The sequence below is a fragment of the Hydrogenophaga sp. genome (genome assembly GCF_041913525.1).
In the GTDB taxonomy this organism is placed as follows: domain Bacteria; phylum Pseudomonadota; class Gammaproteobacteria; order Burkholderiales; family Burkholderiaceae_C; genus Hydrogenophaga.
This window is the reverse complement of the sequence record NZ_JAYSFD010000005.1, coordinates 137,978-163,233: the sequence shown is the minus strand read 5'-3', so window position 1 is coordinate 163,233 and position 25,256 is coordinate 137,978. Positions and strand designations below refer to the sequence as shown.

Below are 25,256 nucleotides of genomic sequence, written 5' to 3'. Positions count from 1 at the left end.
CCAGCCCCTTGCACGCCCATGACCCCTTCCACCCCCACGCCCCAGCCCTTGCCACAACCCAACGCGCTGGCCGCACCCGCCCTTGCCGACGACGACGAGGGCATCAGCCTGGTCGACCTGTTCGACACCCTGATGGACCAGCGCTGGCTCATTGGCGCGGTGACGGCCCTGGGCGTGTTCGGCGCCGGCCTGTTTGCCTGGACCAGCACCCCCATCTTCGAGACCAACACCCTGGTGCAGGTGGAAGACACCAAGGGCGGCCCGCTGGGCGGCATGCTCGGCGAGGCCGGCAACCTGTTTGACGTGCGCTCCCCCGTGACGGCCGAGATCGAAATCTTGCGCTCGCGCACCATCGTCGGCCAGGCGGTGGAGCGCCTGCGGCTTGACCTGGAGGTGCGGCCCCGCTACGCCCCGCTGGTGGGCGAGTGGCTGGCGCGGCGCTCCAACGATTTGTCAGACCCTGGCTTTCTGGGCATGGACGGCTACGTGCGCGGCAACGAGGCCGTGCAGGTGGCCTTGTTTGAGGTGAGCGAAGGCTTGCTGGGCCAGACCTTCGTGATTGCCGCCACCGCCAGCGGCCTGGCCGTGCAGACCGAAGACGGCCAACTGCTGGCCAGCGGCCGCGTGGGCGAGCGGCTGGTGTTTCGCCTGAACGGCGAAGAAGGCGCGGTGCTGGTGTCCAAGTTGCACGCCAAGCCGGGCGCCCACTTTCTGGTGACGCGCCGCTCCGCCCAGGCCGTGACCCGGGCCCTGCAGAACGACCTGCAAATCTCGGAGAAGGGCAAAGCCTCCGGCATCATGAACGTGAGCCTGGAAGGCGACGACCCGCAGCGCATCGCGCAGGTGCTCAACCAGATCACCGAGCTGTATGTGCGCCAGAACGTGGACCGCAAGGCCGCCGAGGCCGAGAAATCGCTGGCCTTCCTGAAAACCCAGTTGCCCATGCTGCGCCAGCAGCTGGAGGCCGCCGAAGACCGCTTCAGCCGCTTTCGCAACGAGCGCGGCACCTTCGACCTGGGGGCCGAGTCGTCGGCCATGCTGGGCCAGATGGTGAGCCTGCGCACCAAAGAGCTGGAACTGACGCAAAAGCGCAAAGAGCTGGACGAGCGCTACACCGCCGAGCACCCGCAAGTGGTGGCCGTGGAAAGCCAGCTGCGCACCGTGCGCACCGAAATCTCTCGCCTGGAGCGCAGCGCCCGCCAGCTGCCCGCCACCGAACAAGAGCTGCTGCGCCTCACCCGCGACGTGAAGGTGAACAGCGGGCTGTACACCAACCTGCTCGACAGCTTCCAGCAACTGCGCCTGGTGAAAGAAGGCAAGGTGGGCAATGTGCGCGTGATCGACACCGCCACCGTGCCGCAGTACGCCATCAAGCCACGCAAGGGCCAGATCGTGGGCCTGGGCCTGCTGCTGGGCCTGCTGGCCGGCGCCGGCCTGGCCCTGCTGCGCAACCAATGGCGCCCGCAACTGCGCAGCCCCGAAGAAATCGAGCAGGCCACCGGCATGGGCGTGCTGGCCACGGTGCCCCTCTCGGCCCGCCAGGCCACCCTGGCCGGCCCCATCGCCCAAGGCACCCCGGGGCTGCACCTGCTGGCCCTGAAGCACAGCGACGACGCCGCGGTGGAAGGCATGCGCAGCCTGCGCACCGCGCTGCAGTTCACCATGCTGGAGGCCCCCAACCGCCTGGTGATGGTGACTGGCCCCACCCCCAGCATCGGCAAAAGCTTCCTGAGCGCCAACCTGGCCGTGGTGCTGGGCGCGGGCGGGCGGCGCGTGCTGCTGATCGACGCCGACCTGCGCAAAGGCCACCTGCACAAGTACTTTGGCGTGGACCGGGGCGTGGGCTTCAGCGACGCCGTGGCCGGCCGCACCCCGGTGAACGACACCATCTTCCAGTCCATCGCCCCGGGGGTGGACTTCATCACCACCGGCAAGCTGCCACCCAATCCGGCCGAGCTGCTGGGCTCTGCCCACGCCGACGAACTGCTGCGCGAACTCACCAGCCGGTATGACCTGGTGATCGTGGACTCGGCACCGGTGCTGCCGGTGGCCGACGCGCAAGCCCTGGCCCCGCGCGCCGGCACTGTGCTGATGGTGGCCCGCGCCGAGCAGACCTCGCTGGGCGATTTGATCGAGTCGCGCAAGCGCCTGGCCCAGGCCGGCGCGCGCGTGCACGGCGTGGTGTTCAACGGCCTTGACCTGTCTCGCCGCCGCTACGGCTACGGCTACAGCCAGGGCTACCGCTACGGCCGCTACCGCTACCGCCAAGACCACTACGGCAGCTACGGCCAAAACGCCTCCTGAGGCCAGGCGCACGGCGCCGGGCCTGTGCATCGCCACTTCGGTGGCGGGCATCCACACGGGCATGGGTTTTCACACAAGCCGATCCACGGGCGGCCCCACGGTCACCCGGGGGTGTGTTCGCCCTAATGCCCGCGCCAGCCATGTGCTAGGGCGCCACTGAGCCGCCCTCAACCCCTAACCCACTACCCGCCATGACACCATTGATCGCCGCCCTGGTGGTTTCGTTTGGCGCCTGCCTGCTCATCGTGCTCACGCAGCGATGGCACGGCCGCTTCACCCACGACCTGGCCGTGGGGGTGCAAAAGTTCCACACCCAGCCTGTGCCCCGCATCGGCGGGCTGGGCATTTTTCTGGGGCTGGTGGCGGGGTGGAGCGTGGGGCCCGAGCAGGTGCACGACACGCTGGAGCCCATTCTGCTAGCGGGCCTGCCGGCCATCACCGCCGGCTTGCTGGAAGACGTGACCAAGCGCGTGGGCGTGACGCCCCGCCTCATGGCCACCATGGTGAGCGGCCTGCTGGTGTGCCTGCTGACCGGCCACTCCATCGACCGGCTTGACCTGCCCCTGCTTGACCCGCTGCTGGCCCACCCCCCCGTGGCCATTGCCTTCACCGCCTTTGCGGTGGCCGGGCTGGCCAACGCCATCAACCTGATCGATGGTTTCAACGGCCTGGCCAGCGGCACCCTGGCTGGCTGCTTCGCCACCTTTGCCGTGGTGGCCCACGGCGCGGGCGACGCGCACCTGAGCGCCGCCGCCGGCGTGCTGGCCGCCGCCACCTTGGGCTTCTGGCTGGTGAACTACCCCTTTGGCCGCCTGTTCATGGGCGACGGCGGGGCCTATTTCGGCGGCTTCGCCCTGGCCTGGCTGGCGGTGCTGCTGCCCGCGCGCAACCCCAACGTGTCCCCCTGGGAAAGCCTGCTGGTGTGCGCCTACCCGGTGATCGAAACCCTGTACACCGTGTACCGCCGCGTGCGCGCCCGCCAGCACCCCGGCCAGCCCGATTCGCGCCACCTGCACAGCCTGCTGAAAACCCAGTGGGTGATGCGCGTGGTGCCCCACTGGCCCCGCTGGGCCCGCCACGCCCTGGTGTGCCTGCCCCTGTGGGCCTTTGCTGCCCTGCCGGCCGGCCTGGCCATCGCCATGGCCGAAAGCCCCACCACCCACTTGATGCTGGCCTTCGCCGGGGTGGTGCTGGCCTACCACCTGTTCTACCAGGCGCTGGCGCGCGACGCGGTGGACCACCCCGTGGCCGACACCATGCCTGGCGAGCTGCCGCCCGCCCCGCCAGAGCCCGGCGCGGCCACATCGCCCGCCAAGCGTGGCGCGAGCCGGCCCGCGCCACCGCCCGGCCGGCGAGACCCGCCCCCGGGCAGCCCGCCGCCTATTTCGGGCGACCTGTTTGGCAAATAAGGGGTGGGGTAAAGGTAGGTAGGGCGCTGCCCAACCGTGGCGGCCGGTGGCCAGCGCGCCTGCGCTCAGCCCCGCAGCAGGGACAGCACCGCCTTCACGTGCGGGTGCACGTCTGGCGCCTGGGCCAACTCAGCCAGTGGCCACCAGCGCCAAGCCAGGTGCTGGGCACCCTGGCCCACCGGCCAGGCGTGCGCAGGCGGTGTGCCGGCCGCGCTGCCGCTGCACCCCTGCCCAGCCACGTCGTTCCACGCCACTTGGTAGGCCAGGTTCACGTAGTGCGTGGGCACCGCTTCGTCAAAAGCGCTGTCGGGGTAGAAGTGGTCCCACGCGCCCAGTAGGCGCGCGTGGGCAGCCCATGCGCCCGGCAGCCCCAGTTCATCAGTGAACACCCGAGCCAGGGCTTGGGGCAAAGCCTCTTGCTTGCGAATGCGCCCACCTGGCGTGAACCACCAGCCCTGCGCCGGCCGGTTGGCCCGATGGCCCAGCAGCAAGGCCGTGCCACCCCCTTGCTGGCGGGTGAGGTACACGTCCACCGACACCAGGGGCAAGGCCGCGCAGGCCGAGGTGAAGGCATCTGGCGAGAGCCAGCCAGTGGGAGCGGTGGAACAGGGCATGGGGGCGGTGTGCAGGGAAGGGCGTGCAGGCCAAGAGCGGTGAGGCCGGCAAGCAGGGGCAGGCCCGTCTATAGGCCTACCTGCAGGCCCATCGACGGGCCCATCTATCGGCCCGTCAACTCGGCCACCACTTCCTTGATGGCGCGCGCGCTGCCCTCCAGCGCGTCGGCCTCAGGCCAGGCGTCTTGCGGCAGCAGCCGCAGCCGGCCTTCGTGGTCGGTGGGGGCGGGTATCACGTCAAAGCCCTGCGCCTCAAACAGGCGCACCGCCCGGTGCATGTGCAGGGCAGACGTCACCAGCAAAATGCGCCGCTGCCCCTGGGGCAGCAGCAGGGCCGCGGTTTCGCTGGCGTTTTGCCGCGTGTTGCGGCTGCGCTCTTCCAGGCGCATGGCGGCCTGTGGCACGCCCAGGGCCAGCAGCACCTGCTGCATAGCCTGTGCCTCGCTGGTGGCACTCTCAGTCGGGTTGCTGCCACCGCTGAGCACCACCACCGGCGCCTTGCCCGCGCGCATCAATTCGGCCGCCATCCACAGGCGGTCTGCTGCTGCGCCCATGTTGGGGGCAGAGCCGTCCAGGCCAGCAGGCCGAATGCCGCCGCCCAGCAGCACCACCGCCTGCGCCTGCGGCGCACTGGCCGCCACCACGGGCGGGTAGGGCGCTTCCCACCACCAACGAAACGCGTGGCTCACCACCGGCAGTGACCACAGCGCCAGCCAGGCCAGCACCAGCCCCAGCAGCCACGTGCGCCAGCCGGGTTGCCCCAGCGCGTGCAGCCGCTGCCGCCGTGCCGAGCGCGACCGGGGCCAGCACAAGGCCAGCGCGCCCAACAGCAGCGCCGTGCCCAGCGGCGACACGGCCGCAATCACCAGCTTGTCAAGCATGGGCCACACTAGGCACCCGGGCCAGTGCCGTGCAAGGTGCGCGCATCAGGCGTACGCGTCGCTGGGGCCGTGAGCCAGGCGCAGCTTCTCCTCAAACTCGTCTTTGATCAGCCCCTGAAACTCGCGCCGCAGCTCGCGCTTTTCGGTCTCGGTGAGGGCGCGGCCCAGTTCTTCGCGGCCCACGGCCAGTAGGGCGCTGTCAATCTCGCGCGGCAGGGCGCGCACGCCCGGCTTCAGCGCCGCAAACACCATGGCCAGGGGGCCGTCTTTGATGTGCGCGCTGGCCGCCTGTGCCACCGCCACCAGCGAAGGCGCCTCGGCATCGGCCACCGGCGGCGCCCAGCCCATGCTGCCGCCCTGCGCCGTGCCCAAGTGGGCATCAGGCCCCAGCTCTTGCGCCGGGCCCAGCCAGGTGGCGAAACGCTCCAGCTCGTCCAGGCCCCACACGCGCTTCATGTCAGCCTCGGCCGCCAGGGCGGCTGGCACGGCCTGGGCGCTGCCCAGGCTCAACAGGTGCACCCGCAGGCCCATGCCCTGCACGGCCAGCAAGGCCGGGGCCAGGTCGGCACTGCCCGACACCACCAGCGCGTGCGTCATGCCGCGCTGCTGCGCCAGGCCCATCAAATCGGTGATCAGCAGGCTGTCCAGCCCGCCTTGCTGGCCCACGCCCGCACGCGTCGCCAGGCGCAGCTTGAAATCGTCCAGCTGGTCGATGGCGTGGTGCTCGGCCGTCTTGCCCGAGCGGGCCGGCACGTCGTACCAATACACCCGCAGCAAATCGCCATCGGGCAACTGGTGTTCGGCCTCGTTCAACAAATGCTCGCGAAGCGACTGCAAATCCATCTGCACCTGGTTGCGCGGCGCGTGGCGCCCAGCCAGCAGGTGGCTGGTTTGCGACCAGAAATAGGGGGCGTCTAGGAAGATAGCGATGCGTTTCATGAAATAAGTGGCCATTGAAGGCCATTGGGTAGCAATAAAGAAAAGAAGTGGCCGAAAAGCGGCCCAAACTGAGCGCCAAAAGGCGCCGAATCATAAGCTTCTACACAAACTGGCCCAGCTTGCTGAGGTTCTTCCACACCAGGGCACCCACCCCGCCCAGCGCCCCCACGCGAGCCTGCCGAAGCGCCCGCCAGTCTTCACCCGTTTTGCGGGCAATGTTGCGCAGGCTGCGGTTGCTGGCCCCACCCAGGCGCATGGTCACCAGCACCTCTGGCAGGTACACCGCTTTGAAGCCCGGCTGGCTGAACAACTGCAAGATGCTCAGGTAATCGGCCGCAATGCGGTAGCGCGTGTCAAACCCGCCTATGCGTTGGTACCACTCGCGTCGCACATACAAGGTGGGGTGGGGCGGCATCCACCCCCAGGCCAGGCGGCTTGGCGAAAAAGGCGAACTTTGCCAATGCCGCACCACTTGCGTGGTGTCGTGCTGGCGCACGTACTGCAGGTCGCCATACACAGCACACACCGACGGGTCGGCAAAGGCCGCAGCCACTTGGGCGAGAACGTCCGGCCCGGCGAACAGATCGTCGGCATGCAGGAACCCGACCACGTCGCCGCTGGCGCGGGCAATCCCTTTGTTCAGCGCGTCGTAGATGCCGCGATCTGGTTCGCTTATCAGCACCGCCAACTGCTCGCGGTGCGCCTGCAGCACGCGCAGCGTGTCGTCTCGGCTGGCGCCGTCGATCAGCACGTGCTCGCGATTGGCGTAAGACTGCCCGACGACCGATGCCAGGCAATCGGCCACCGTTCCAGCGCAATTCCACGTTGCCGTCACCAGCGAAATCTTCACTCCTGCCATCGCCTCATCAATCAAAACGCTGCCCAATCCATTCTTTCATCGCCCGCGCACTGCGCACCCGATCAGCTGCGTCGCTCTAGTGCGGAAACGGGTGCACCCTATCCGGCGGCGTCATCGCGCCACCGAGAACCACGATCGCCTGCGCCTTCGGCAATGCATTCAACGCCTGCGCAGGAAACTCGCCCTCAATTGGTCCGCGCAACCAGGCTCCTGACACCGGTAACGATCACAGCCAAAGCCATGCCAGAGCCATCCCGGCGAAACCGCGGGCCCAGCGCCTGCGACCGCGAAGCCCGAGCAGCAGTCCGACGCAACCAGCCGAAGGCGCATTGCCGAGCGGCGAGTTCAGCGTGATGCGCAGTTTGTTAACGAGCAAACGAACCCGAATCCGTCTGCCGCAAACAAAACCGCCCTTGGATGGCTTTGGCCGGGACCTCACACTTTGATGCCCAAAACCTGCTGTATGGCATCCTGAATCCCTACGTCTCTCTCCCGCATGAAACGCTTCACTTCTGCCACCTTGGCATCCACCAGATATCGGTACCAAAACCCCTGCAGAAAGTGAAACGCCGTGCCGGCCTTCCCATCCAGAAATCCCAGCCGAATCACGTAGCGGTAGAAGAAATAGGCAAACGCTCTGAAGCCACCTGGCAGGCGGGCATAGACCACCTCTTTCAACCAGCGCTTTACACCAGCCTGCTTGCCGCCCCGTAGGCTGGCGACGGAGTCGTGAGGCATGAAGTGATATTCCAGATTCAGCAGATCCACTGCCTCGCGGCTGGCGTACTTGTTGTGTTTTTCGGTCCACCAAGTTAGGGAGTTAAGGTTGTCGTCAATCATTTCTCCGGCGAAATCTACCGTAGGGCCGGCCACCTTGATGTGTTCATCCATCCAGCGGTTTTCGCACTGGCCTTTGCCGAAGCGGAAAAGGCGCAGTACTCGAATGGGAAAGACGCCGCCATGACGAATCAATCTTCCCTGGAATGTCATTCGACGGCACCAATAAACACCATCGATTTCCGGCCCGATTTCTGGTAAGCGGCGCTCAATCTCAGTAACCAGCGAAGGGGTCAAGACTTCGTCGGCATCGATACGCAATACCCAGTCGGTCGAGGCATCGAGCTGGGTCAGCGCCCAGTTAAACTGGGCCGCATGGTTAACCCATGCACGCTGAATCACTCGCGCGCCATGTGCAGTAGCAATATCGAGTGTTGCATCGGTAGAAAAACAGTCGACCACCACGACTTCGCTGGCAAGACCTTGCAGACTGGCGATGCAGCGCGCCAAGTGCAACTCTTCATTGAAGGTCAGGATGACGGCGACCAGCTTCATGGTTTGCGCGCAATGGCGATCATCGACTTGGCCAGCGCCGGTATGCGCCCAACCCGTTCAAAGCGGATGTCCTTGAACCCAGCCTCGCGCAACAGTTCACTCAACGTCTTGACCGACCAAAACTTAATGTGGCCGTGATCCCACAGCGCGGTAAAGTGTGCGTCCATCTTGCCGGTCAAAGCCAGCGCCAGATTCTTCCAATACCCGTGATAGGGCGTAGACACAATAGCTGTGCCGCCTGGCTCCAACAGAGAGTAGAGTGTGGCGGCGTACTGCCGCGGGAAGTAAACGTGCTCCACGACTTCCAGACTCGTCACCACCGGAAAACGGCCGAAGCGTGTTACCAAATCGTCGTAAGCAGAGCCTTCAAAAAGCTTGAGCTGCGGCCAATTCGCATTGGCCTGGGCAATGCCTTCGCTGGACGGATCCACACCCGTCACGTCCCAACCTTGTTGCGCCAGCACGCGTGCCACACTGCCGTTACCGCAACCCAGTTCAAACACTCGCCCCCGCTCGGATTCGCTAACCCCCAAGGCTGATAACTCACGCAACAAAGCGGGCAGCAGGTAGCGGTGACTGTGGGTCAAAGCTGCACTGGACCAACGGTAACCAGCCATTACATCGGTATTCATTCTGCTTTCTCGTCAAATCGTCGAGGCTTGACCGGCACAGCAGGATTGCCTCGCGCCACCATCCAAGGCGGGAGGTCGCTGAACACGCTGGACCTTGCTGTGACCACTGCACCATCGCCAATCGTCACTCCAGGTCCAACAAACACGTCGGCGGTGACCCAGACTCTTTCGCCAATCGTGATGGGTGCGACCACCAACGGCATCGACCCCTTTGAGTGGTCATGGCTAGCCGTACAGAGAAAGCTGTATTGGCTGACGGTGGAATGCGCACCTATGCGGATCTTTGCGACGCAGTAGCAATCGACACCCTCACTCAAGCAGGCGTAATCGCCCATTTCGAGATTCCATGGCGCCCAGATACGGGCCGATGGGTAGGGGTGCACAGCCTTGCCGATTTTGGCACCGAATAGTCTTAATAGTAAGCACCGCCAAAGGTGGAGCGGACGTGGTGTAGGTCGATAAAGTAGTAGCCAGACAAGCTGCCAAACTGCACGGGCGAGCTTGTTGCCAACGGTAAGATGATGCCTGCGAACGAGTTCTGACACGTCGGACCCGATCAGTTTAATTGTACACAATCAGGCTTGTCACCTAGTTTCAGAACCCACCGGTATACATCGACAGTCTGCTTCGCAATCTGATCCCAGTCGTATCGCTGCACATAAGCACGGCCACGCACACCCATGGCCTCTCTTTCAACATCGCTCAGTGCCATGGCAGCATGCAATGCACCCGCGAGGGGCTCAACGCCAATGTCGATCCACCAGCCGCACTTGTACGTTTCCAAATCTTCCCATGGGGCGCCGCGCGTGGTGATCACGGGTACTCCGTGGGTCAGTGCCTCAGCTACAACCACGCCAAAGTTTTCAGTAAAGCTGGGTAATACAAAGAGGTCGGCAGCTAGATAAAGTTGACTCTTTCTATCGCCTTCTACTTCTCCAACATACTCAATTGAGTGGGCTATGTCGAGTTGTTTTGCGCGCAATAGTACCTCTTTTAAATGACCGTCCTCATCTGGTCCAGCTATTTGTAAGCGCCAATTATCCTTTCTTAATATAGCCCAGGCGCCAATCAAATTCATCAAACCTTTGACTGGGTGAATGCGTCCCAAAAATAAAACTACTCTTGTTTTTTTCTCGATCGATTTAGTAGGGAGCGTAGCCCTAGTCGTGGACATCTGTTTAAATTCGACCCCGTTCGGGATAATGGCGATCGGATGTTTCAAGCCAAACTCGCGAATCTTTTTATACTCAGGTAGTGACGTAGCAATAAACAAATTGGCATGCTGTAGGTTTCGATGTTGATATAAAAACAATGCAAGACGCTTTTTCCAGCCCCTATGATTCAACGCCCACGGCATAAGCATTCCATGGGGTTGAATAATCATCGGAATCTGATAATTCAGCGAGATGCTTGACATCCAATAATTCACAGGAAGCCACAATCCGTGGTTATGCATTAGATCGGGCTTATTTTTTTTAATGCTATCTTTTAATAACTCGCGAAAAGGAAGGCCCAGAGCTAAATTCAATGTTGATTTCGAAGTTGCAGTTATGCGACTAACTGCAGTGTGATTTGCAGAGAGAATTTTGTTCCCTGCTTTCGATTGTGTGGCCAAGCCAATAGAAATACTGATATTTCTCGAAATCGCATCTGTCAAATTAACCGCGACGCGGGATGGTCCGCCAGACGTGACGTCTAGGTCTGCAATGCCATGCATTACTGTTAAGACTTTTTTCATTGGCTTGATGATGTCTAATTAAATTATTAAAAATGATTTGATTATTTTTTTGCCCTCATATGCTTTTCATTGAGTATCCTGTATGCTATTGCTGAGAAAATCAAGGTAAGCAGAAGAGAAGAGTTGGTAGAATATATAAATGGCGAGATACAGAATATGCCAAGTTGCAGTGAAAATTTAATTCTTCTAATGATCAGAAAAACGAATGCCATAATTAGGATGGCTCCGCCGCTTGATCCGAGCCATATTATGCCTATGTTAGGAATAAGCCGAAAACCATCGGGCATAAACTGAGAGAAATAGGAGTAGCCGTTTCCAAATATTAACGAGAGCGGATGGCTTATCCAATCATCTAAGTAAAACTCTTCATGAGGCTCCATTACTCCTCCGACAATTTCAACTCTCTTGAGGTATCTGTCATTGTAAATCTCTTCGAAAGGAATATAGTTGGACACGACTGCCCCAATCAGGATTATTGAGAGCACAGCATAAGTTTTTGTTTTATTAAACTGCATAAATAACATGTAATATAGAGTGATGCAGATAAGTGATGCTGCAGCACTTACGGATGCGGTAAGAATGATCAAGGCAAATGCGCCTACACCGTGTGCAATTAGTTTGTTGAGCGAAATCCGATCAATGGAAAAAAGAAACAAAGAAAAGGAATAAATTGAAACAATTACCGCCCCAAGAAATTTTGGTTCGCCAAATAGTGCATATGGTCTGAATAGTGAGACGCCGCCTAGTGTATAGCCTGCCCATCTCACTTCGCCCCCCATTGATTCTGTGTACAAGTTTCTAATGCCATTTATTGGGAGGCCGTATAAATGAGCGACGAACTGATATGAGCAAAGGGCTAATGAGATTGCAATAATATAGTCGGCTGTTCTTATTAGCATCACAGTGGACTGGTTTGTTGTTCCAAGCTGCGACATAATAGTTGCTAAATAGATTATACCAAATTGAGTAACATACAGCTGAAGCGAAAATCTTAGATCACCAAGGCTGGTATCTTGTGTGATTAAGCTTGCAACATCTCGAATTATTAATATAAGAAGATAAGCAATAGATACTTTGGTAAGATGTTTGAATCTTTCGGCAAGAGCTAGAGGTAGCATTGCCAATGCGATTATCTTTATTGGATCAAAGAGTGAGCCGATTAATGCAAAATTAAACTGATCAAAAAAAATTAAGCAAAGGGAGAGTGAGGTAAATTTACTTTGTAGATTTAAATTTTTAGATGTAAAAACAATAAAGAAAAAAAATACAATCAGTGGGGCTGCCCATTCAGGAATTGAAAAAAGATTCATTTTTGAATTCGTTGACTCAGAAAGCCAAGGGTAATACCTGTAGTATTAAATAGAAGAATCTGGATAAATGCGTTTCTCCCAGCAATGCCAGGTAAACGCTGCTTGGCAATGGCAACGAGCAGTTCATGGCTAAAGACCTCTTGGCCTGTTCTTTTGTGCACTCGGTCGTAGCCACCGTGATGAAGGTTTAAGTTCGCACATGAAAGTGAAGGCAGAGGGATGCCGAAGAACTCTCGATTCGGCGAGCAGAAGATCCCTCGTTCCTGTTCACCATGATCGCGGCTTGCTTTTAATGGTTAGGATTTTCAAAGTGTTTTTCTGTGGTGGCGCCTTGTTGGATGGGTGTTGCACTTTATTATTGATTCGGCTCGGTACAGCATTGGATAATCATTTTTATTTTCAGAATCCGACCATATTATTTTCCCTCCCTGAGGATTTTATGAATACCCATCCACTGAAGAGCCAGTTGTCGATTAATTTTATGAAAATAATGTCTATCTCTAATGTGTAGAAAAATCAACCTTGGGTTATTGAAAATCTTAATTAGAATATATAGACAATTTTTAATTGTCAAAGGTCTTTCATCAAGGACAGTCTTAAGTTGGGTTATCAATTGACGCGACTTCAGTGTGCGAGTTTTGTCAAATTTTGACTTAACCCATCTATGAAAATCCGAAAATTCATGTTCATGTGAGGCATCAACCGGATCATTGAAATTGAACTTTCTCAATTGATGACTTATGTGCGCCATATGGGCGAAAATTTTTTGATTGTATCCGCCTTCGATTTGAGATACTTGATTTGAATGAGTTCTTATTTTTACAAGAGGTTCTTTGATGCAGATTATATTGCCAACAAGCCCGATTCTTAGCCAAAGATCATGATCCTGCGCATTTTTCATTCTTACTCTATAGCCGCCGACCGACGTAAATAAACTTCTGTTTATTAGGGCTGATGAATGCGGAAATATTGATTTCCCAAGTAAAAGTCTTTTTTTATAATCGTTGTCACTGTAATCATATATGGTATTTGAAATTGGAAGCCCTTCTTCATTAATTAAAATCGCGCCCGTACCTACGACTGCAATTTTCTCGCTTGCCTCTGCTATTAAAATCTGCTTTTCGATTCTTTCAGGGTGGCTAACGTCATCGCAATCAATTCTTGCGAGCCATTTGCCTTTTGCATTGCCTGCCCCGAAATTTAAAGAGTCGGTTAACCCAGTGTTTTTTTTATTAATTAAAATTATGCGCGAGTCAATTTTTCCAAAGTCTTTTATAATTCTCTCTGTGTCGTCAATGCTGCCGTCGTTAACAATAATGAACTCAAAGTTCGAGTAGGTTTGGTGAAGGATGCTTTGGATTGATTGTTCAAGCCATTTTTCACCGTTATGTACCGACATTAATACGGTAACCAGTGGCTGCATTACAATTGTCTCCATGATTTCGGTATTAATCCCTTAAATCCCCAAGAGCCTTGACCTCCAGTTTTCTCAACGCCTGGTGCAATTACAATGGCGTCGGGTTTATCAGATAGCCACGCTCCCCACCAGCTGAATGTGCTGTTGGCAATTATGAAGTGTTTGCACTGCGACATGAGCCAAAGATCCGCATAAGCTAAAGAGTCACCAACGTTGTGGTCAACGATGGTGACTGATGCTGTTGAATTTTTAAAGAGTTGAATTGCGCTTCTTGGATCATCAGAAAATATAAAGAAATGAGGGTTGTCAATCTCTCTGCTTATTATTTCAATTGCTAATTTGTAGTAGTTGGGTTGTGTATTGTTGGAAATCCTGCTATCTTCAGTTAATTCGGGTCTGTCAAAAAATCTAACGTGGATTGCCACGGCATTCTTTTTTTCAATGAGTCTGGATGTTTGATGATTCTCTATGCCTGGAGGTGTTTTAATTATTAAGTCGCTTCTAAGTTTTTCTTTAATGTCGAAAAAGTAATTTTCGCTTTGCCAGTACCCCTCAAGGTATACACTTCCATTAAATCTTAAATGAAGCAATCGTTCATCAAAATCAAGGTTCTCCTGGAAAATATAGTTTCGCGAATTAAAGTCGCGGCGAGAATTTATTTTTTTTCTTATATATCTCTGTATCCTTGGAAATGGGTGCATCCTCTCCAAATCTGTCGCGTGTCTACAATTGATATTAAATTTATCAAGTTGAAAAGTTCTTCTGTATTGGTGGTCTCTTTCGAATCCGCTGACACTGTCCAATACAATTTCTGCTGCATTCGCTAGCGCCAGTCTTTTTGCTGCCGCATAAATAAATAATTGATTTCCTATTCCGCCGATTATCCTTGCTACAACTTTATTTGACATTTTTCACGTAGTTTAAATTGATTTCTTTGTTACAAAGTGAGGCAACAAGGCCTAGCATTTTATTTCGGCTAAATAAGTGGTGAGCATCAATATCAACTATTTACAATTTCAAAAATATGAACAGGCCTAGCTGATAATTCGGCAAGGCCAGTGCTGCTAGCGACTCGGCATCAACCTCAGATTGTTGCGCTCCGTTTGCGGCAGTGATCACAGTTAATTGTTTCAATACCAAGCCTTGGGCTTCTGCGCATCTCACGATACTGCGCGGATCAAAAACCCAGTTGGCATTAAATTCTACTCTCTCATGCCCAATCGGCGTAGAAAGATAGAAGGTGCCGCCTGGCCGCAGCAACTTGGACATATTGGTTAGACCAAGCTTATAACCCTGCGGATTGATTGGATCGCCGTACCTCCCCAGACCAAAGTGCTCAAGGGTATGTAAACATGATAGTGAATCACAGTAACCGTCATCATCAGTTATTGGTAAGGAATTTTGATCCATTAAATCTGCTTGGCGGAATATCACACCTGGGACAGTAGTGTTGATTGGTCTTACATCAAAAACTTCGCACTCACGAAAGCTTGCAACATGTGCGACAAATCCATCCACCCTTGAACCGATATCGACATGCTTAAGCGGATTTGCTTGATAAATAGCTCGTGCTACCAGCAAGTCCTGCCAAAAGTATTCGCTCTTTGTGGCACCACCCTCTTCATAGCGATCATGAAGACATGGCTTGAGCTTCATCTCGCCAGCGAAGGCCTTTCGGAACGCCGCCCTATCGTTCAGGAAAGCGGGAAGTCCACGAATTGAGCGAATGAGCCGCTGCGGGTCGAGACCAAATAGGTTGGAAGAAAGCCAGTGGAGCTTTATAAGTGTTGCCTTCATATCTCTGTTGCCTTTGAATCTATGCGATTTGCTAAGATCGCCATCCAGATAAAATAAATACTAGAAAAACAAACCATCGCCCACACTACGCCATGCAAGCCGCCAAGCGCTGCACCAATCGCATTAAGCAGAGCGCCGAGCAGGGCGGTAGCGATTTTTGGTGTTGTCATTGCTGCTGGTCTCATTTCGCTCATTAGCTTTAATGCAAGTATCTGGCCGGCTGCGAAAATGCCTCCAGCAAGCACAACCCACGGTAGCAGGTGAGAATTTTCTCGATATTTAGGGGCTACCAGCATTCCAAAAAGCCAGTCGTGCATTGTGTATGTAATAACAAATACGAGCAGGGTGACGATGAAGGAAAACTTGGCTATTCTCCAGCCTATTCGGTGGACGTATGCGTTTCGGCTTTCGTCCGTCGCATTCCCCGATCGTTGGTAAAGGATTGGCGCTAATAAACTTATGCTCATTCCGGTTATTAACGTAGTGGGTGTGAATCCCAATTGAAACAGTACAGCATACTGGCCAACATCGCTGGTTGATGCAAAGATCTTTAATGCCCAACGGTCGGAAATCTGCTGCAACCATGTGAAGGCTCCCCAAGTGGTGAAGGGTAAGGAATAGGCCCATATCTGTGACATCCACTGTTGGCAATTGAATCGGGTGTGGTGCTGCTTTGGGATGGCGCGGCGCAGAAAGATGATCTGCGTAAAGGTGATTACTAAAGATGAGCAGATGTACCCGATAATGACCGCTGTGCTGGATGTGCCCAGCCAAAGCATGGCACCTATGGCCAGAAGAATTTTCAGCCAGGCATCTAATCCACCATTAAAGGCTACGATGGCTCTCTGTCTGGCTGCATTTTGAATTCCGTTTAGCGTGCTGTTGTAACCGTTCAATACGGCTAGCAACAACGCTGCAACTGCCAGACTTATCCATTGCGGATAACCTATCCAATACAGGCTTGCTGTAAGAACAAGACCGATGACCACTACCACCGCTGTGGCATAGACTAACAATTCACGCGTGGCATGCAGATAACAACTCAATTCCTTTTTTTCGGCTGCGATGGAGTAATAGCGCCCGATGCCATTAGCAATACCTCCCATTACAACTTGATTCACGAAGCCTGCGACGGTAAGCCCGAGGGCAAGCTGACCGTATTGTGCGGAGTCGAGGTGTTCGGTGAGTACGCGTACCAATACTAATGCTCCAATTACGCTCGCGACTTGTCCGGCTATTACCCAGCCCCCCTCGACTGATAGGCGATAGATGCGCGTTTTGTGTGTTTGGTAGTAGCGATTGAGCGTTTGAAGCATGCCCAGTACAGTCATCGCAGGTGCAGGGTTGGAAAATATGTGATAGCGTTACCGGAAAATGATCGCGAAGCCATGCGATGGGTTTTGCGACGCCTTTCTCGACGAGTGTTGAGGGTCGGCAGTGAGACCGTTTCACAATTTCTGTGACGTCGTTGTAGGTACAGGCAACGGCGATGTGAGAGCTGATCAGATAAAGGTATCTGAACCAGTAACTAGGACCCTCATGAGTCGCTCCCGAAAATGTCACGCGTATAGATTTTGTCGGCTACGTCTTCCAGTTCAGTTGAACGTCGGTTAGCAATGATCACGTCGGCCTGGACCTTGAAGTCAGCAAGGTCGTGCACCAGCGGTGAATTGAAGAATTGTTCCCCTTCCATCGCTGGCTCGTACACGATGACGTTTACCCCCTTGGCCTTTAGCCGCTTCATCACCCCCTGTACACTGCTGGCGCGCCAGTTGTCGCTGCCGGCTTTCATCACCAGGCGGTAGATGCCCACGGTTTTCGGGTTGCGACGCAGGATGTCTTCGGCAATGAAGTCTTTTCGGGTGCTGTTGGCACTCACAATGGCCTGGATGAGTGTTTGCGGCACGTCGGCATAGTTGGCCAGCAGTTGCTTGGTGTCTTTGGGCAGGCAGTAGCCGCCGTAGCCAAAGCTGGGGTTGTTGTAGTGCTGGCCGATGCGCGGGTCCAGGCACACCCCATCAATGATTTGTCGCGTGTCCAGCCCGTGGCTGGCGGCGTAGCTGTCCAGTTCATTGAAGTAGGCCACCCGCATGGCAAGGTAGGTGTTGGCAAACAGCTTGATGGCCTCGGCCTCGGTGGGGCCGGTGATAAGGGTGGGCACATCGGGCTTCAGCGCTGCTTCTTGCAGCAGGCCGGCAAAGGTGCGGGCACGGTCACTGTCTTCGCCCACCACAATGCGGCTGGGGTACAGGTTGTCGTGCAGGGCCTTGCCTTCGCGCAGAAATTCGGGGCTGAACAGCAGGTTGTGGGTGCCGTACTGCTGTCTTGCCTTTTCTACAAAGCCCACCGGAATGGTGGACTTGATGACCATTACCGCCTGAGGGTTGGTGGCCATCACGTCGCGTATCACCGCTTCCACCGAGCCGGTGTTGAAGTAATTGCTCATCGGGTCGTAGTCGGTAGGGGTGGCAATGACGACGAAGTCGGCCCCTTGGTAAGCCTCGTTTTTGTCCAGCGTGGCGCGCAGGTTCAGCGGCTTGTTCTGCAGGTAGTCTTGCAGCTCGGCGTCGTGGATGGGGCTTTGCCGCTGGTTGATCATGTCCACCTTGGCGGGCACGATGTCCAGGGCCACCACTTCATGGCGCTGAGACAAAAGCACGGCCATGGACAGGCCCACATAGCCGGTACCGGCAATGGCAATCTTCATTCAACGCTTACCTGCACGTTATAACCATTGGCCTTCAGCAGCGCATGGCGCTGGGCTTCTTGCAGGTCGGCCGCCACCATTTCGGCGCACATCTGTTGCACGGTGATTTCGGGTACCCAGCCCAGTTTCTGCTTGGCTTTGGACGGATCTCCCAGCAGGGTTTCCACCTCGGTGGGGCGGAAGTAGCGTGGGTCAATTCGCACCACCACCTGGCCCGGCTTCAGTGCCGGGGCTTTGTCGCCGGTGATGCTGTCCACGATGGCCACTTCGTCCACACCTTGGCCTTCAAAGCGCAGGGTGATGCCCAGTTCTTCGGCGCTCCATTCAATGAACTGGCGCACGCTGTATTGCTGGCCGGTGGCGATCACGAAGTCTTCTGGCTTGTCCTGCTGCAGCATCATCCATTGCATGCGCACGTAGTCTTTGGCGTGGCCCCAGTCGCGCAGGGCGTCTAGGTTGCCCATGTAGAGGCAGTCTTCCAGGCCCAGGGCGATGTGGGCCAGGCCGCGGGTGATCTTGCGGGTGACGAAGGTTTCGCCACGGCGCGGGCTTTCGTGGTTGAACAAGATGCCGTTGCAGGCGTACATGCCATAGGCCTCGCGGTAGTTCACCGTGATCCAGTAGGCATAGAGCTTGGCCACCGCGTAGGGGCTGCGGGGGTAGAAGGGGGTGGTTTCCTTCTGGGGAATTTCTTGCACCAGGCCATACAGCTCGCTGGTGCTGGCTTGGTAGAAGCGGGTTTTCTTTTCCAGACCGAGGATGCGGATGGCTTCCAGCAGGCGCAGGGTTCCCATGGCGTCCACGTCGGCGGTGTATTCGGGGCTTTCAAAGCTGACGGCCACGTGGCTTTGGGCGCCCAGGTTGTAAAGCTCGTCGGGCTGGGTTTCTTGAATGATGCGCACCAGGTTGCTGGTGTCGCTCAGGTCGCCGTAGTGCAGCTTGAAGCGGCTGTTGGGGATGTGCGGGTCTTGGTACAGGTGGTCGACCCGCTGGGTGTTGAAGCTGCTGGCGCGGCGCTTGATGCCGTGCACGGTGTAGCCCTTTTCCAGCAGAAATTCGGCCAGGTAAGAACCGTCCTGGCCGGTAATGCCGGTGATGAGGGCAACTTTGCCGTTGCTGGGGGAGGTCATGCGTGGTGTTCCAAAAAGTCGGCGTAGGCCTGTTGCAGGCCTTGAACAAGGGGCACCTGGGCTTGCCAGCCCAGTGATTGCAGGCGCTGGCTGTTCATCAGCTTGCGGGGGGCGCCGTCGGGTTTGGTGGGGTCGGAGCGCACTTGGCCGGTGTAGCCCACCACCTGGGCCACGGTGTGGGCCAGTTCGGCAATGCTCACGTCGCTGCCAAAGCCCACGTTCAGGTGGCTTTGCTGGGGCAGGGTGTGCTGCCGGTACACGGCGGCGGGCAGTTGCATCACGTGCAGGCACGCGGCGGCCATGTCGTCTACGTACAGAAACTCGCGGCGGGGGGTGCCGGTGCCCCAGATGGTCACCTTGGGGGCGTTGGCCTGCTTGGCCTCGTGGAAGCGGCGAATCAGCGCGGGCACCACGTGGCTGTTGTCGGGGTGGTAGTTGTCGCCGGGGCCGTAGAGGTTGGTGGGCATCACGCTGCGGTAGTCCACCCCGTGGCTGTCGCCGTATTGGCGGTTGTAGCTTTCGCAGAGCTTGATGCCGGCGATCTTGGCCACGGCGTAGGGCTCGTTGGTGGGCTCCAGCGGGCCGGTGAGCAGGGCGTCTTCGGCCATGGGCTGCGGCGCCAGGCGGGGGTAGATGCAGCTGCTGCCCAGAAACAGCAGTTGCCTCACGCCGTGCCGAAAGGCCGCCTCGATCACGTTGGCCTGAATCATCAGGTTGCGGTAGATGAAGTCGGCCGGGTAGGTGTGGTTGGCGTGTATGCCGCCCACGTGGGCGGCGGCCAGGTAAACCTGGTCGGGCCGCTCGGTGGCGAAGAAGGTGCGCACGGCTGCCTGGTCGGTCAGGTCCAGCTGGGCGTGGGTGCGGGTGACGATGCGCTCGGCCGGGTGGCCCTGGGCCAGCAGCTGGCGCACGATGGCCGAGCCGACCATGCCGCGATGGCCGGCCACGTAGATCTTGTGCATGGGGGTGTGCGTCATGAAGGCAGCGCCCGGCGGGCTGGGCCGGTGGGCGGGGCTTCGGTGGGTAGCGGAGGCTGGGAATTCGTGCTCGCCCTGGGGGCGGGCAGGCTACCGCAGGGCCTGACGGGTGTCGGGCCTTGGCAGGAGTGTCGCGGTATTGGCGATTTAACTGACAGGTGTCAGAAAAATCATATTTTCGAGTATAGGTAGAAACCGCAGACGCCCTGGGTGAAAAATGTCACGCCCCGTGGGGACAGCCGGGTTTGGGGCTTTGTTCAGGTGGCGTTCAGGTTGGGCCGGCCTCGGGGGTGTGCGGGCCTTATGGCGCGCAGGGGCGCCAGGCGGCGGCGGGGCTCCAGAAGGGGGCGGCGGGGGGGGCCTGGGTGTTGGCGCCGGCCTGGGTTGGGGCTTGTGGTTGTGGCGGCTGCTGCTGTGGTTGCGGTTGCGGTTGCAGTTGCAGGCGGTCTTCCACCACCGAGAGCACGCGGGCGCGGGCGGGGGTGCCTGGCTGGCCGGGGGTGGGGGCCAGGGCGCAGACGTGGTGTTGGGTGGCGGGCAGGGCGTTCAGCAGGGCAGCCAGGTAGGCTGCGCGGCGTTGCTGGCCAGCGGTGGCGGGGCCGGTTTGCTGGCCTTCTTTCCAGGGGCCTTCGTAGACGTCGCCGTGCACCCAGCGGTAGCGGCCTTGGCCGTGGAACTGGTTGGCCTGCCATTGGCCTTCGTAGCGGTCGCCGTGCCAGGGGGAGGCGGGGCCGAAGTCGAGGCGGCCTTGGCCGTGGCGTTGGTCGCGCTGCCACTGGCCTTGGTAGGTGTCGCCACCGGGTGGGCTGTAGCGGCCTTGGCCGTGGCGGTCGCCTTGGTGAAAGTCGCCTTCAAATAGGGTGTGGCCGGTGGCGGGGTCTGTCACGCGGCCGGGGCCATGGGCGCGGCCGTCCTGGCAGCCGCCGCTGTGTTGGCCGGCGGCCAGGGCGGGGGCGTTGACGGCGCAGGCCGGGGTGGCCGCCGCGGTGGCTGGTGCCTGGGCCTGTGCCAGGGCCTGTGCCTGGGGTAGCCCGGTGGCGAACAGGGCGGTGGCCAGGGCCAGGGTGTGGCGGGGCCTCATGGGCGTTCCTCGGCGTCCACGCCGCCCAGGGCGGCGAGCGGGTTGTCGGATTGCAGGGTGCGCAGGGTGCCGCGCTCCAGCACCAGGCGCAGGTCGGCGGGGGATTCGACCATTTGGCCGACGTCGCGCGTCCAGGGGGAGATGGCGATGCTGGCCACGCGGCTGGAGTGTTTGCTGCCCACGGCGTCGAAGGGCACGCTGATGAACACGCCTTTGTCGCGGTAGGGTGAGCTGGCCGAGCCGGGCGAGGTGATGTCGCGCCCATTGGTGTGCGAGTACCACAGGCCCACTTGCACGCCCGAGGCGAATTCGCGCTTGATCTCTACGCGCGCGCCGCTGTCGCCGGCCAGGAAGCGGCCGGCGCGCAGGGTGGTGGTGATTTGCAGGGGCCACTCGCGGTGCACCGAGGCCAGGGCGGTGGTGGTGCGGTAGTCGCGCAGCTTGAAGGGTTGGCGGAAGTCGCGCTGGGCCAGGGCGTCGACGGCGAGGTCGGCGCTCCAGCGGGCGCGCTCGGGCACGTACATCACCTGGGCGCCGGTGCCGGCGAACATGGTCTCGTACAGGCCGGCCGAGGCGCGGGCGTACCAGTGGTCGGCCGGGCGCCAGAAGTGGTTCACCACGGCGCGGTCGAGCTTGAGGCGGCTGCCGCGGAAGTACTCGGCCACGTCGGAGCGAACGTGGGGCAGCAGCGAGTTGGACGGCTGGGTCACGTCGGAGATGTTTTCCAGCACGCGGGCGCTGGCGCTCACGTCGAAGGCGGTGGCGGGGCCCAGGCGCAGGCGGCCCTGGGCGCGGGCGTTGATGGAGGCCTTCAGCGCGCCGCTGGGGTCGTTGAAGAACACCTGCAGCTGCGGGCCCAGGCGCCAGCTGTGGCCCTCGGGGGTTTCGCCGCCCAGGGCGCGGTCCAGCGGCACGCCGGTGTCTTGCCCGTCGGGCAGGGGGCGGTTGGTGGGCAGCAGGGTGTGGATGCGTGCGTCGTCCAGCCAGGCAGTGCGTTCGGCGGGCGCGGGGGGGGCGTCGTCGGGGTTGGCCTGGCGCACGGTGACGCCGGTGCCCAGTTCGTCCAGCCCGGCGCCGCCGGCGAAGAAGCGGGCCAGGGCGGGCAGGTCGTCCACGCTGTAGTGCAGGGTGGGCATGCCTTCGGTGAGGGTGGTCACCTCAATGCGCTGCATGCTGGCAGGGCCGTGGGCCAGCAGCACGCGCAGGGCGCGGCCCACGGCGCGGCTGCTGTCAAGGTAGCGGTTGCTGCGCCACTGGGCGCGCAGGGTGGTGCCGTCCAGGTGGATGGCCACGTCGCGCAGGCCTTCTTCGCGCAGGGCCAGGGCCATCTGGGCCTGGTTCACCAGGTCGGTGTCCCAGCGGGGGCGGGCCAGGCGCTCGCCCAGGTACACGTAGGGGGCGGGCTCAGTGGTTTTGGGGCTGAAGCTGCGCTGCCCCAGGGGAATGCTGAGCGACACCTGCACGCTGGGCTGACCGTCGCGCTGGCCCAGCTGCACGCCCCAGCCGCGTGGCGAGTGGTATTCCACCGCGCCGTTCCAGCGGCCGATGCGGCGCTGGTCAAGCCCTACCTGGCGGGCGCCCACGTCGCGGCGGAAGTCGATGCGGTCGTAGTCGATCACCAGGCCCCAGGCGGGCCAGCGTTCGTGCTGCAGGCGCACGCCGCCAAACAGGCCGTCGATGCGCTGGCGGCCGTAGCCCACCGAGCCTTCGGCGCGCAGCTGGCCCAGCTGCCACTGGCGGCTGGCCACCAGGTATTGGCTGGCGAACACCTCGGTGCCGATGCCGGTGTCGTCCACGCCCACGGCCACGGCGGGCAGGCCGCCCAGGCCGAAGGCGTCTTGCTGCCACAGGCGGGCTTTGAGGCCGACGGCCTTGTCTTTGTAGCTGCCGTAGCCGGCGCCGTAGCGCGGGTCAAAGCCGGCCACGCCGCTGGTTTGCTGGTAGCGCCCGGTCACCTCCAGCCAGGGCAGGGCTTGCAGGCCCACGAACAGGGTGGTGTAGGGGCTGGCGTGGGCCAGGCCGGCCACCCAGTGGCCGTCGGGCCGCATGGTGGCCGAGGGGGTGTTGATGTAGCCGCTGGAGCCTGACCACATGGGCGAGGCGGCGGCCATGTCTTGGGCGTGGGCGGCCAGGGGCAGCAGCAGGGCCACCGCGCGGGCGATCGGTTGGAGCTTCATGCGGATGAGGGCTGGGAAAGGCGAAGTGTGATAGGTGTGATAAGCAAAAAATCACGAACGTGATTCATTGCGCCAACCCACCAACCAGGCGCCAAGGTGGACAGGGGGCCATGTCGGTGCCATGTCGGGGCCACACCCCGGCACAGCGGCCCAAGCGGCCAAAGCGGTGCAAGGGCAGTGCACAGGCGGGGCGGCACCACGGCGCCGCCTGTGGAGGGGTGCGGCAACTGGCGCTACCGGGCGTCGGGGCTTGGGGTCTTGGGCCCCGCGCCTTAGCGGGGGGTGCCGCCGTGGGTGACGGTGGAGCTGCTGCCGCCGCCGCCGCCGCCCAGGGCCAGGGCTGCGCCCAGGGCCACGGCGCCGATCAGCCCGGGGCTGACTTGGCCGGTGGTCATGCTGGCGCCACGGGGGGCGTTGTCGGCGGTGGGTTGCAGGGGCACCAGCGTGATGCTGGAGGTGATGGTGCCGCCCACGGGCAGGCCCTGGTTGTCGCGCTGCACCTGGCCCACCACCACGTCGTACACCACTTGGCGGTTGGGCAGCACCACGGTGGCGCCGGCAATTGAGGTGCCCAGGTCGGTGCCGCCCTGGATCACGGTGCCCAGGGGCAGGGCCTGGCGCCCGGCGCTGGGTTGCACCAGGGTCTTCACGGTGCTCTCGCGCTTTTGTTGGGCGGTGGCGGGCAGGGCCAGCGTCAGGGCGGCGGCCATGGCGGCCGCGGTCAGCACGTGTTTGATCATTGCTTGCTCCATTTAGATGCGAAAAATATCGCCAACTATCAAAAGTGGTATGGCTGGATTATTCGCGAAATTCCAGCGCGGGCGGCGGTTTTTGCGCGCGGGGTTGACGGGCGGGGCCGCGCCGGCGCGCCTCAGTGCACCGCGCCACGGTCGCGCCGGCGGGTGCGCAGGCGCAGGTCCATGCCGGTGAGTTCGAGGCCGCATTCCAGGTCGATCAGGGGTTCCCAGGACAGGTCGCGCAGGCGGCGGGTGCACAGGCAGCGGCTGGTGGCGGCCAGTTCGGGGCTGCTGTGGGTGAGTGGGTCCAGCAGGCCGAAGTAGCCCACCGCCAGTGCGGCTTGGCGGATGAGGCGCTCCATGTGTGTGGCCACGCCCGAGCCCACGTTGGTGTGGCAGGGGCCGGTGGTGATGGTGGCGCCAGCGTTGGTGTTGGCGTTGGTGCCGTTGGTGCGGCCCGCTGCGGTGAGGGATTGGCGGGGCAGCTCGAGCAGGTAGACCAGGGCCTCGGCGGCGTCGTCGGCAAACAGCAGGTCCAGCGCCATGGGGGTGCCGGGCGGCAGTTGCAGTTGCAGGCGGTTCTCGGCCATGTCTTCGGCCTGCAGCAGCTGGCGCAGCAGGTGTTCCACCAGGCCCATGGGCGCTGTGGCCAGGGGGCGGTGGCCGTCGCCCCGGCCCAGGGGGCCGTACACCTCGCTGACCACGGCGCCGCGAAAGTCGGCGCGCGGGCCCGAGCCTTCGCCGTGGCTGAGCGAATCGCACAGGCGCAGGCAGTGGCGCTGCACGCGGGCGGCCTGGCTGTCGGCCTGGGGCGAGGCGGGGGCGGCGCACAAGAACCACTCGGCCACGGGTTGTGGCGCGGGGGCGGGGTACACGCGAGAGTCGGCCACGTAGATCAGGCGCCGCGCGCCGCACAGGTAGGCGGCGCGTATGAGGGTGGCGTCGGCGCTGGCGTCGGGCAGCCAGTTGTCGCAGATCTTGGGCTGGGAGTGGTGGTTATTGAGGTCTTGCGCGATCACGTACACCTGCTCGGGCCGGTGGGCTTCCAGGAAGGCACGGGTCTCGGCCAGGTTGTGAAAGTCGGGCAGGGGCGCGCCGATGATGTGCGAGGCCGGGTGCCCCAGGTGCAGCAGTTGGCGCTGCAGGGCCCGCCCGAGCAGGTGGTCGGGGCGGGAGATGAGGATTTGTTCCGCACAGTGAATCATGGCGCGTCTC

At 60.0% G+C, this 25,256-nt stretch carries 22 protein-coding genes; 2 read left to right on the top strand and 20 right to left on the bottom strand.

Going from position 1 to position 25,256, the window contains the following annotated elements; genetic code table 11:
- The first annotated feature begins 18 nt into the window (after positions 1-18).
- Together ACE3RQ_RS08675 and ACE3RQ_RS08670 are read left to right on the top strand one after the other, a co-directional pair.
- Positions 19-2,304 (top strand): polysaccharide biosynthesis tyrosine autokinase, encoded by a 2,286-nt coding sequence (locus tag ACE3RQ_RS08675; protein WP_374521570.1) that lies wholly within the window; start codon positions 19-21, stop codon positions 2,302-2,304.
- A gap of 191 nt (positions 2,305-2,495) precedes the next feature.
- Positions 2,496-3,713 carry a glycosyltransferase gene (locus ACE3RQ_RS08670; RefSeq protein WP_374521569.1) on the top strand — a complete coding sequence of 406 codons (1,218 nt, stop codon included), beginning with the start codon at positions 2,496-2,498 and terminating at the stop codon, positions 3,711-3,713.
- 65 nt (positions 3,714-3,778) lie between these two features.
- On the opposite strand, the gene ACE3RQ_RS08665 is transcribed toward ACE3RQ_RS08670, so the two are convergent.
- The 20 genes from ACE3RQ_RS08665 to ACE3RQ_RS08570 all read right to left on the bottom strand — a co-directional run bounded on the left by ACE3RQ_RS08665 (position 3,779) and on the right by ACE3RQ_RS08570 (position 25,246).
- Positions 3,779-4,327 carry an NUDIX domain-containing protein gene (locus ACE3RQ_RS08665; protein ID WP_374521568.1) on the bottom strand — a complete coding sequence of 183 codons (549 nt, stop codon included), beginning with the start codon at positions 4,325-4,327 and terminating at the stop codon, positions 3,779-3,781.
- A 104-nt stretch (positions 4,328-4,431) separates the two neighbouring features.
- Positions 4,432-5,208: a YdcF family protein gene (locus tag ACE3RQ_RS08660; RefSeq protein WP_374521567.1), complete on the bottom strand. Its 777-nt coding sequence runs from the start codon at positions 5,206-5,208 to the stop codon at positions 4,432-4,434.
- Positions 5,209-5,253: 45 nt separating this feature from the next.
- On the bottom strand, positions 5,254-6,147 hold the full coding sequence (locus ACE3RQ_RS08655) for an NYN domain-containing protein (protein ID WP_374521566.1): 894 nt from the start codon (positions 6,145-6,147) through the stop codon (positions 5,254-5,256).
- Positions 6,148-6,247: 100 nt separating this feature from the next.
- Positions 6,248-7,006, bottom strand: a complete 759-nt coding sequence (locus ACE3RQ_RS08650) for a glycosyltransferase family 2 protein (RefSeq protein WP_374521565.1) — start codon at positions 7,004-7,006, stop codon at positions 6,248-6,250.
- 435 nt (positions 7,007-7,441) lie between these two features.
- A complete protein-coding gene (locus ACE3RQ_RS08645; RefSeq protein WP_374521564.1) occupies positions 7,442-8,338 on the bottom strand; it encodes a glycosyltransferase family 2 protein in 897 nt (298 codons plus the stop codon).
- On the bottom strand, positions 8,335-8,970 hold the full coding sequence (locus tag ACE3RQ_RS08640; RefSeq protein WP_374521563.1) for a class I SAM-dependent methyltransferase: 636 nt from the start codon (positions 8,968-8,970) through the stop codon (positions 8,335-8,337). Before ACE3RQ_RS08640 ends, ACE3RQ_RS08645 begins: the two co-directional genes overlap by 4 nt.
- Positions 8,967-9,305, bottom strand: coding sequence for a putative colanic acid biosynthesis acetyltransferase (locus ACE3RQ_RS08635; protein WP_374521562.1), 339 nt, complete (start codon positions 9,303-9,305; stop codon positions 8,967-8,969). Before ACE3RQ_RS08635 ends, ACE3RQ_RS08640 begins: the two co-directional genes overlap by 4 nt.
- Before the next feature lie 221 nt (positions 9,306-9,526).
- Positions 9,527-10,708 (bottom strand): glycosyltransferase, encoded by a 1,182-nt coding sequence (locus ACE3RQ_RS08630; protein WP_374521561.1) that lies wholly within the window; start codon positions 10,706-10,708, stop codon positions 9,527-9,529.
- Between the two features lie 41 nt (positions 10,709-10,749).
- The gene (locus ACE3RQ_RS08625; protein ID WP_374521560.1) at positions 10,750-12,018 is read right to left on the bottom strand and encodes a hypothetical protein; all 1,269 of its coding nucleotides are present in this window, start codon (positions 12,016-12,018) and stop codon (positions 10,750-10,752) included.
- 415 nt (positions 12,019-12,433) lie between these two features.
- A complete protein-coding gene (locus tag ACE3RQ_RS08620; RefSeq protein WP_374521559.1) occupies positions 12,434-13,441 on the bottom strand; it encodes a glycosyltransferase in 1,008 nt (335 codons plus the stop codon).
- Entirely contained in the window at positions 13,441-14,343 is a 903-nt protein-coding gene (locus tag ACE3RQ_RS08615; RefSeq protein ID WP_374521558.1) for an alpha-1,2-fucosyltransferase, read from the bottom strand. The genes ACE3RQ_RS08620 and ACE3RQ_RS08615 overlap by 1 nt, the downstream gene beginning before the upstream one ends.
- A 100-nt stretch (positions 14,344-14,443) precedes the next feature.
- Complete coding sequence (locus ACE3RQ_RS08610) at positions 14,444-15,232, bottom strand: DUF268 domain-containing protein (RefSeq protein ID WP_374521557.1); 789 nt, start codon at positions 15,230-15,232, stop codon at positions 14,444-14,446.
- On the bottom strand, positions 15,229-16,563 hold the full coding sequence (locus ACE3RQ_RS08605; protein WP_374521556.1) for a lipopolysaccharide biosynthesis protein: 1,335 nt from the start codon (positions 16,561-16,563) through the stop codon (positions 15,229-15,231). Before ACE3RQ_RS08605 ends, ACE3RQ_RS08610 begins: the two co-directional genes overlap by 4 nt.
- Before the next feature lie 206 nt (positions 16,564-16,769).
- Positions 16,770-17,939 carry a nucleotide sugar dehydrogenase gene (locus ACE3RQ_RS08600; RefSeq protein WP_374521555.1) on the bottom strand — a complete coding sequence of 390 codons (1,170 nt, stop codon included), beginning with the start codon at positions 17,937-17,939 and terminating at the stop codon, positions 16,770-16,772.
- Positions 17,936-19,069, bottom strand: a complete 1,134-nt coding sequence (gmd, locus tag ACE3RQ_RS08595) for a GDP-mannose 4,6-dehydratase (protein ID WP_374521554.1) — start codon at positions 19,067-19,069, stop codon at positions 17,936-17,938. The genes ACE3RQ_RS08600 and gmd overlap by 4 nt, the downstream gene beginning before the upstream one ends.
- Positions 19,066-20,046, bottom strand: coding sequence for a GDP-L-fucose synthase family protein (locus ACE3RQ_RS08590; RefSeq protein ID WP_374521553.1), 981 nt, complete (start codon positions 20,044-20,046; stop codon positions 19,066-19,068). The genes gmd and ACE3RQ_RS08590 overlap by 4 nt, the downstream gene beginning before the upstream one ends.
- A 301-nt stretch (positions 20,047-20,347) precedes the next feature.
- Positions 20,348-21,127, bottom strand: a complete 780-nt coding sequence (locus ACE3RQ_RS08585; RefSeq protein WP_374521552.1) for an MORN repeat-containing protein — start codon at positions 21,125-21,127, stop codon at positions 20,348-20,350.
- Positions 21,124-23,304 carry a YjbH domain-containing protein gene (locus tag ACE3RQ_RS08580; protein ID WP_374521551.1) on the bottom strand — a complete coding sequence of 727 codons (2,181 nt, stop codon included), beginning with the start codon at positions 23,302-23,304 and terminating at the stop codon, positions 21,124-21,126. Before ACE3RQ_RS08580 ends, ACE3RQ_RS08585 begins: the two co-directional genes overlap by 4 nt.
- Before the next feature lie 272 nt (positions 23,305-23,576).
- Positions 23,577-24,044 carry a hypothetical protein gene (locus ACE3RQ_RS08575; protein ID WP_374521550.1) on the bottom strand — a complete coding sequence of 156 codons (468 nt, stop codon included), beginning with the start codon at positions 24,042-24,044 and terminating at the stop codon, positions 23,577-23,579.
- 131 nt (positions 24,045-24,175) lie between these two features.
- Positions 24,176-25,246: an NAD-dependent epimerase/dehydratase family protein gene (locus ACE3RQ_RS08570; protein ID WP_374521549.1), complete on the bottom strand. Its 1,071-nt coding sequence runs from the start codon at positions 25,244-25,246 to the stop codon at positions 24,176-24,178.
- Positions 25,247-25,256: the final 10 nt, after the last annotated feature.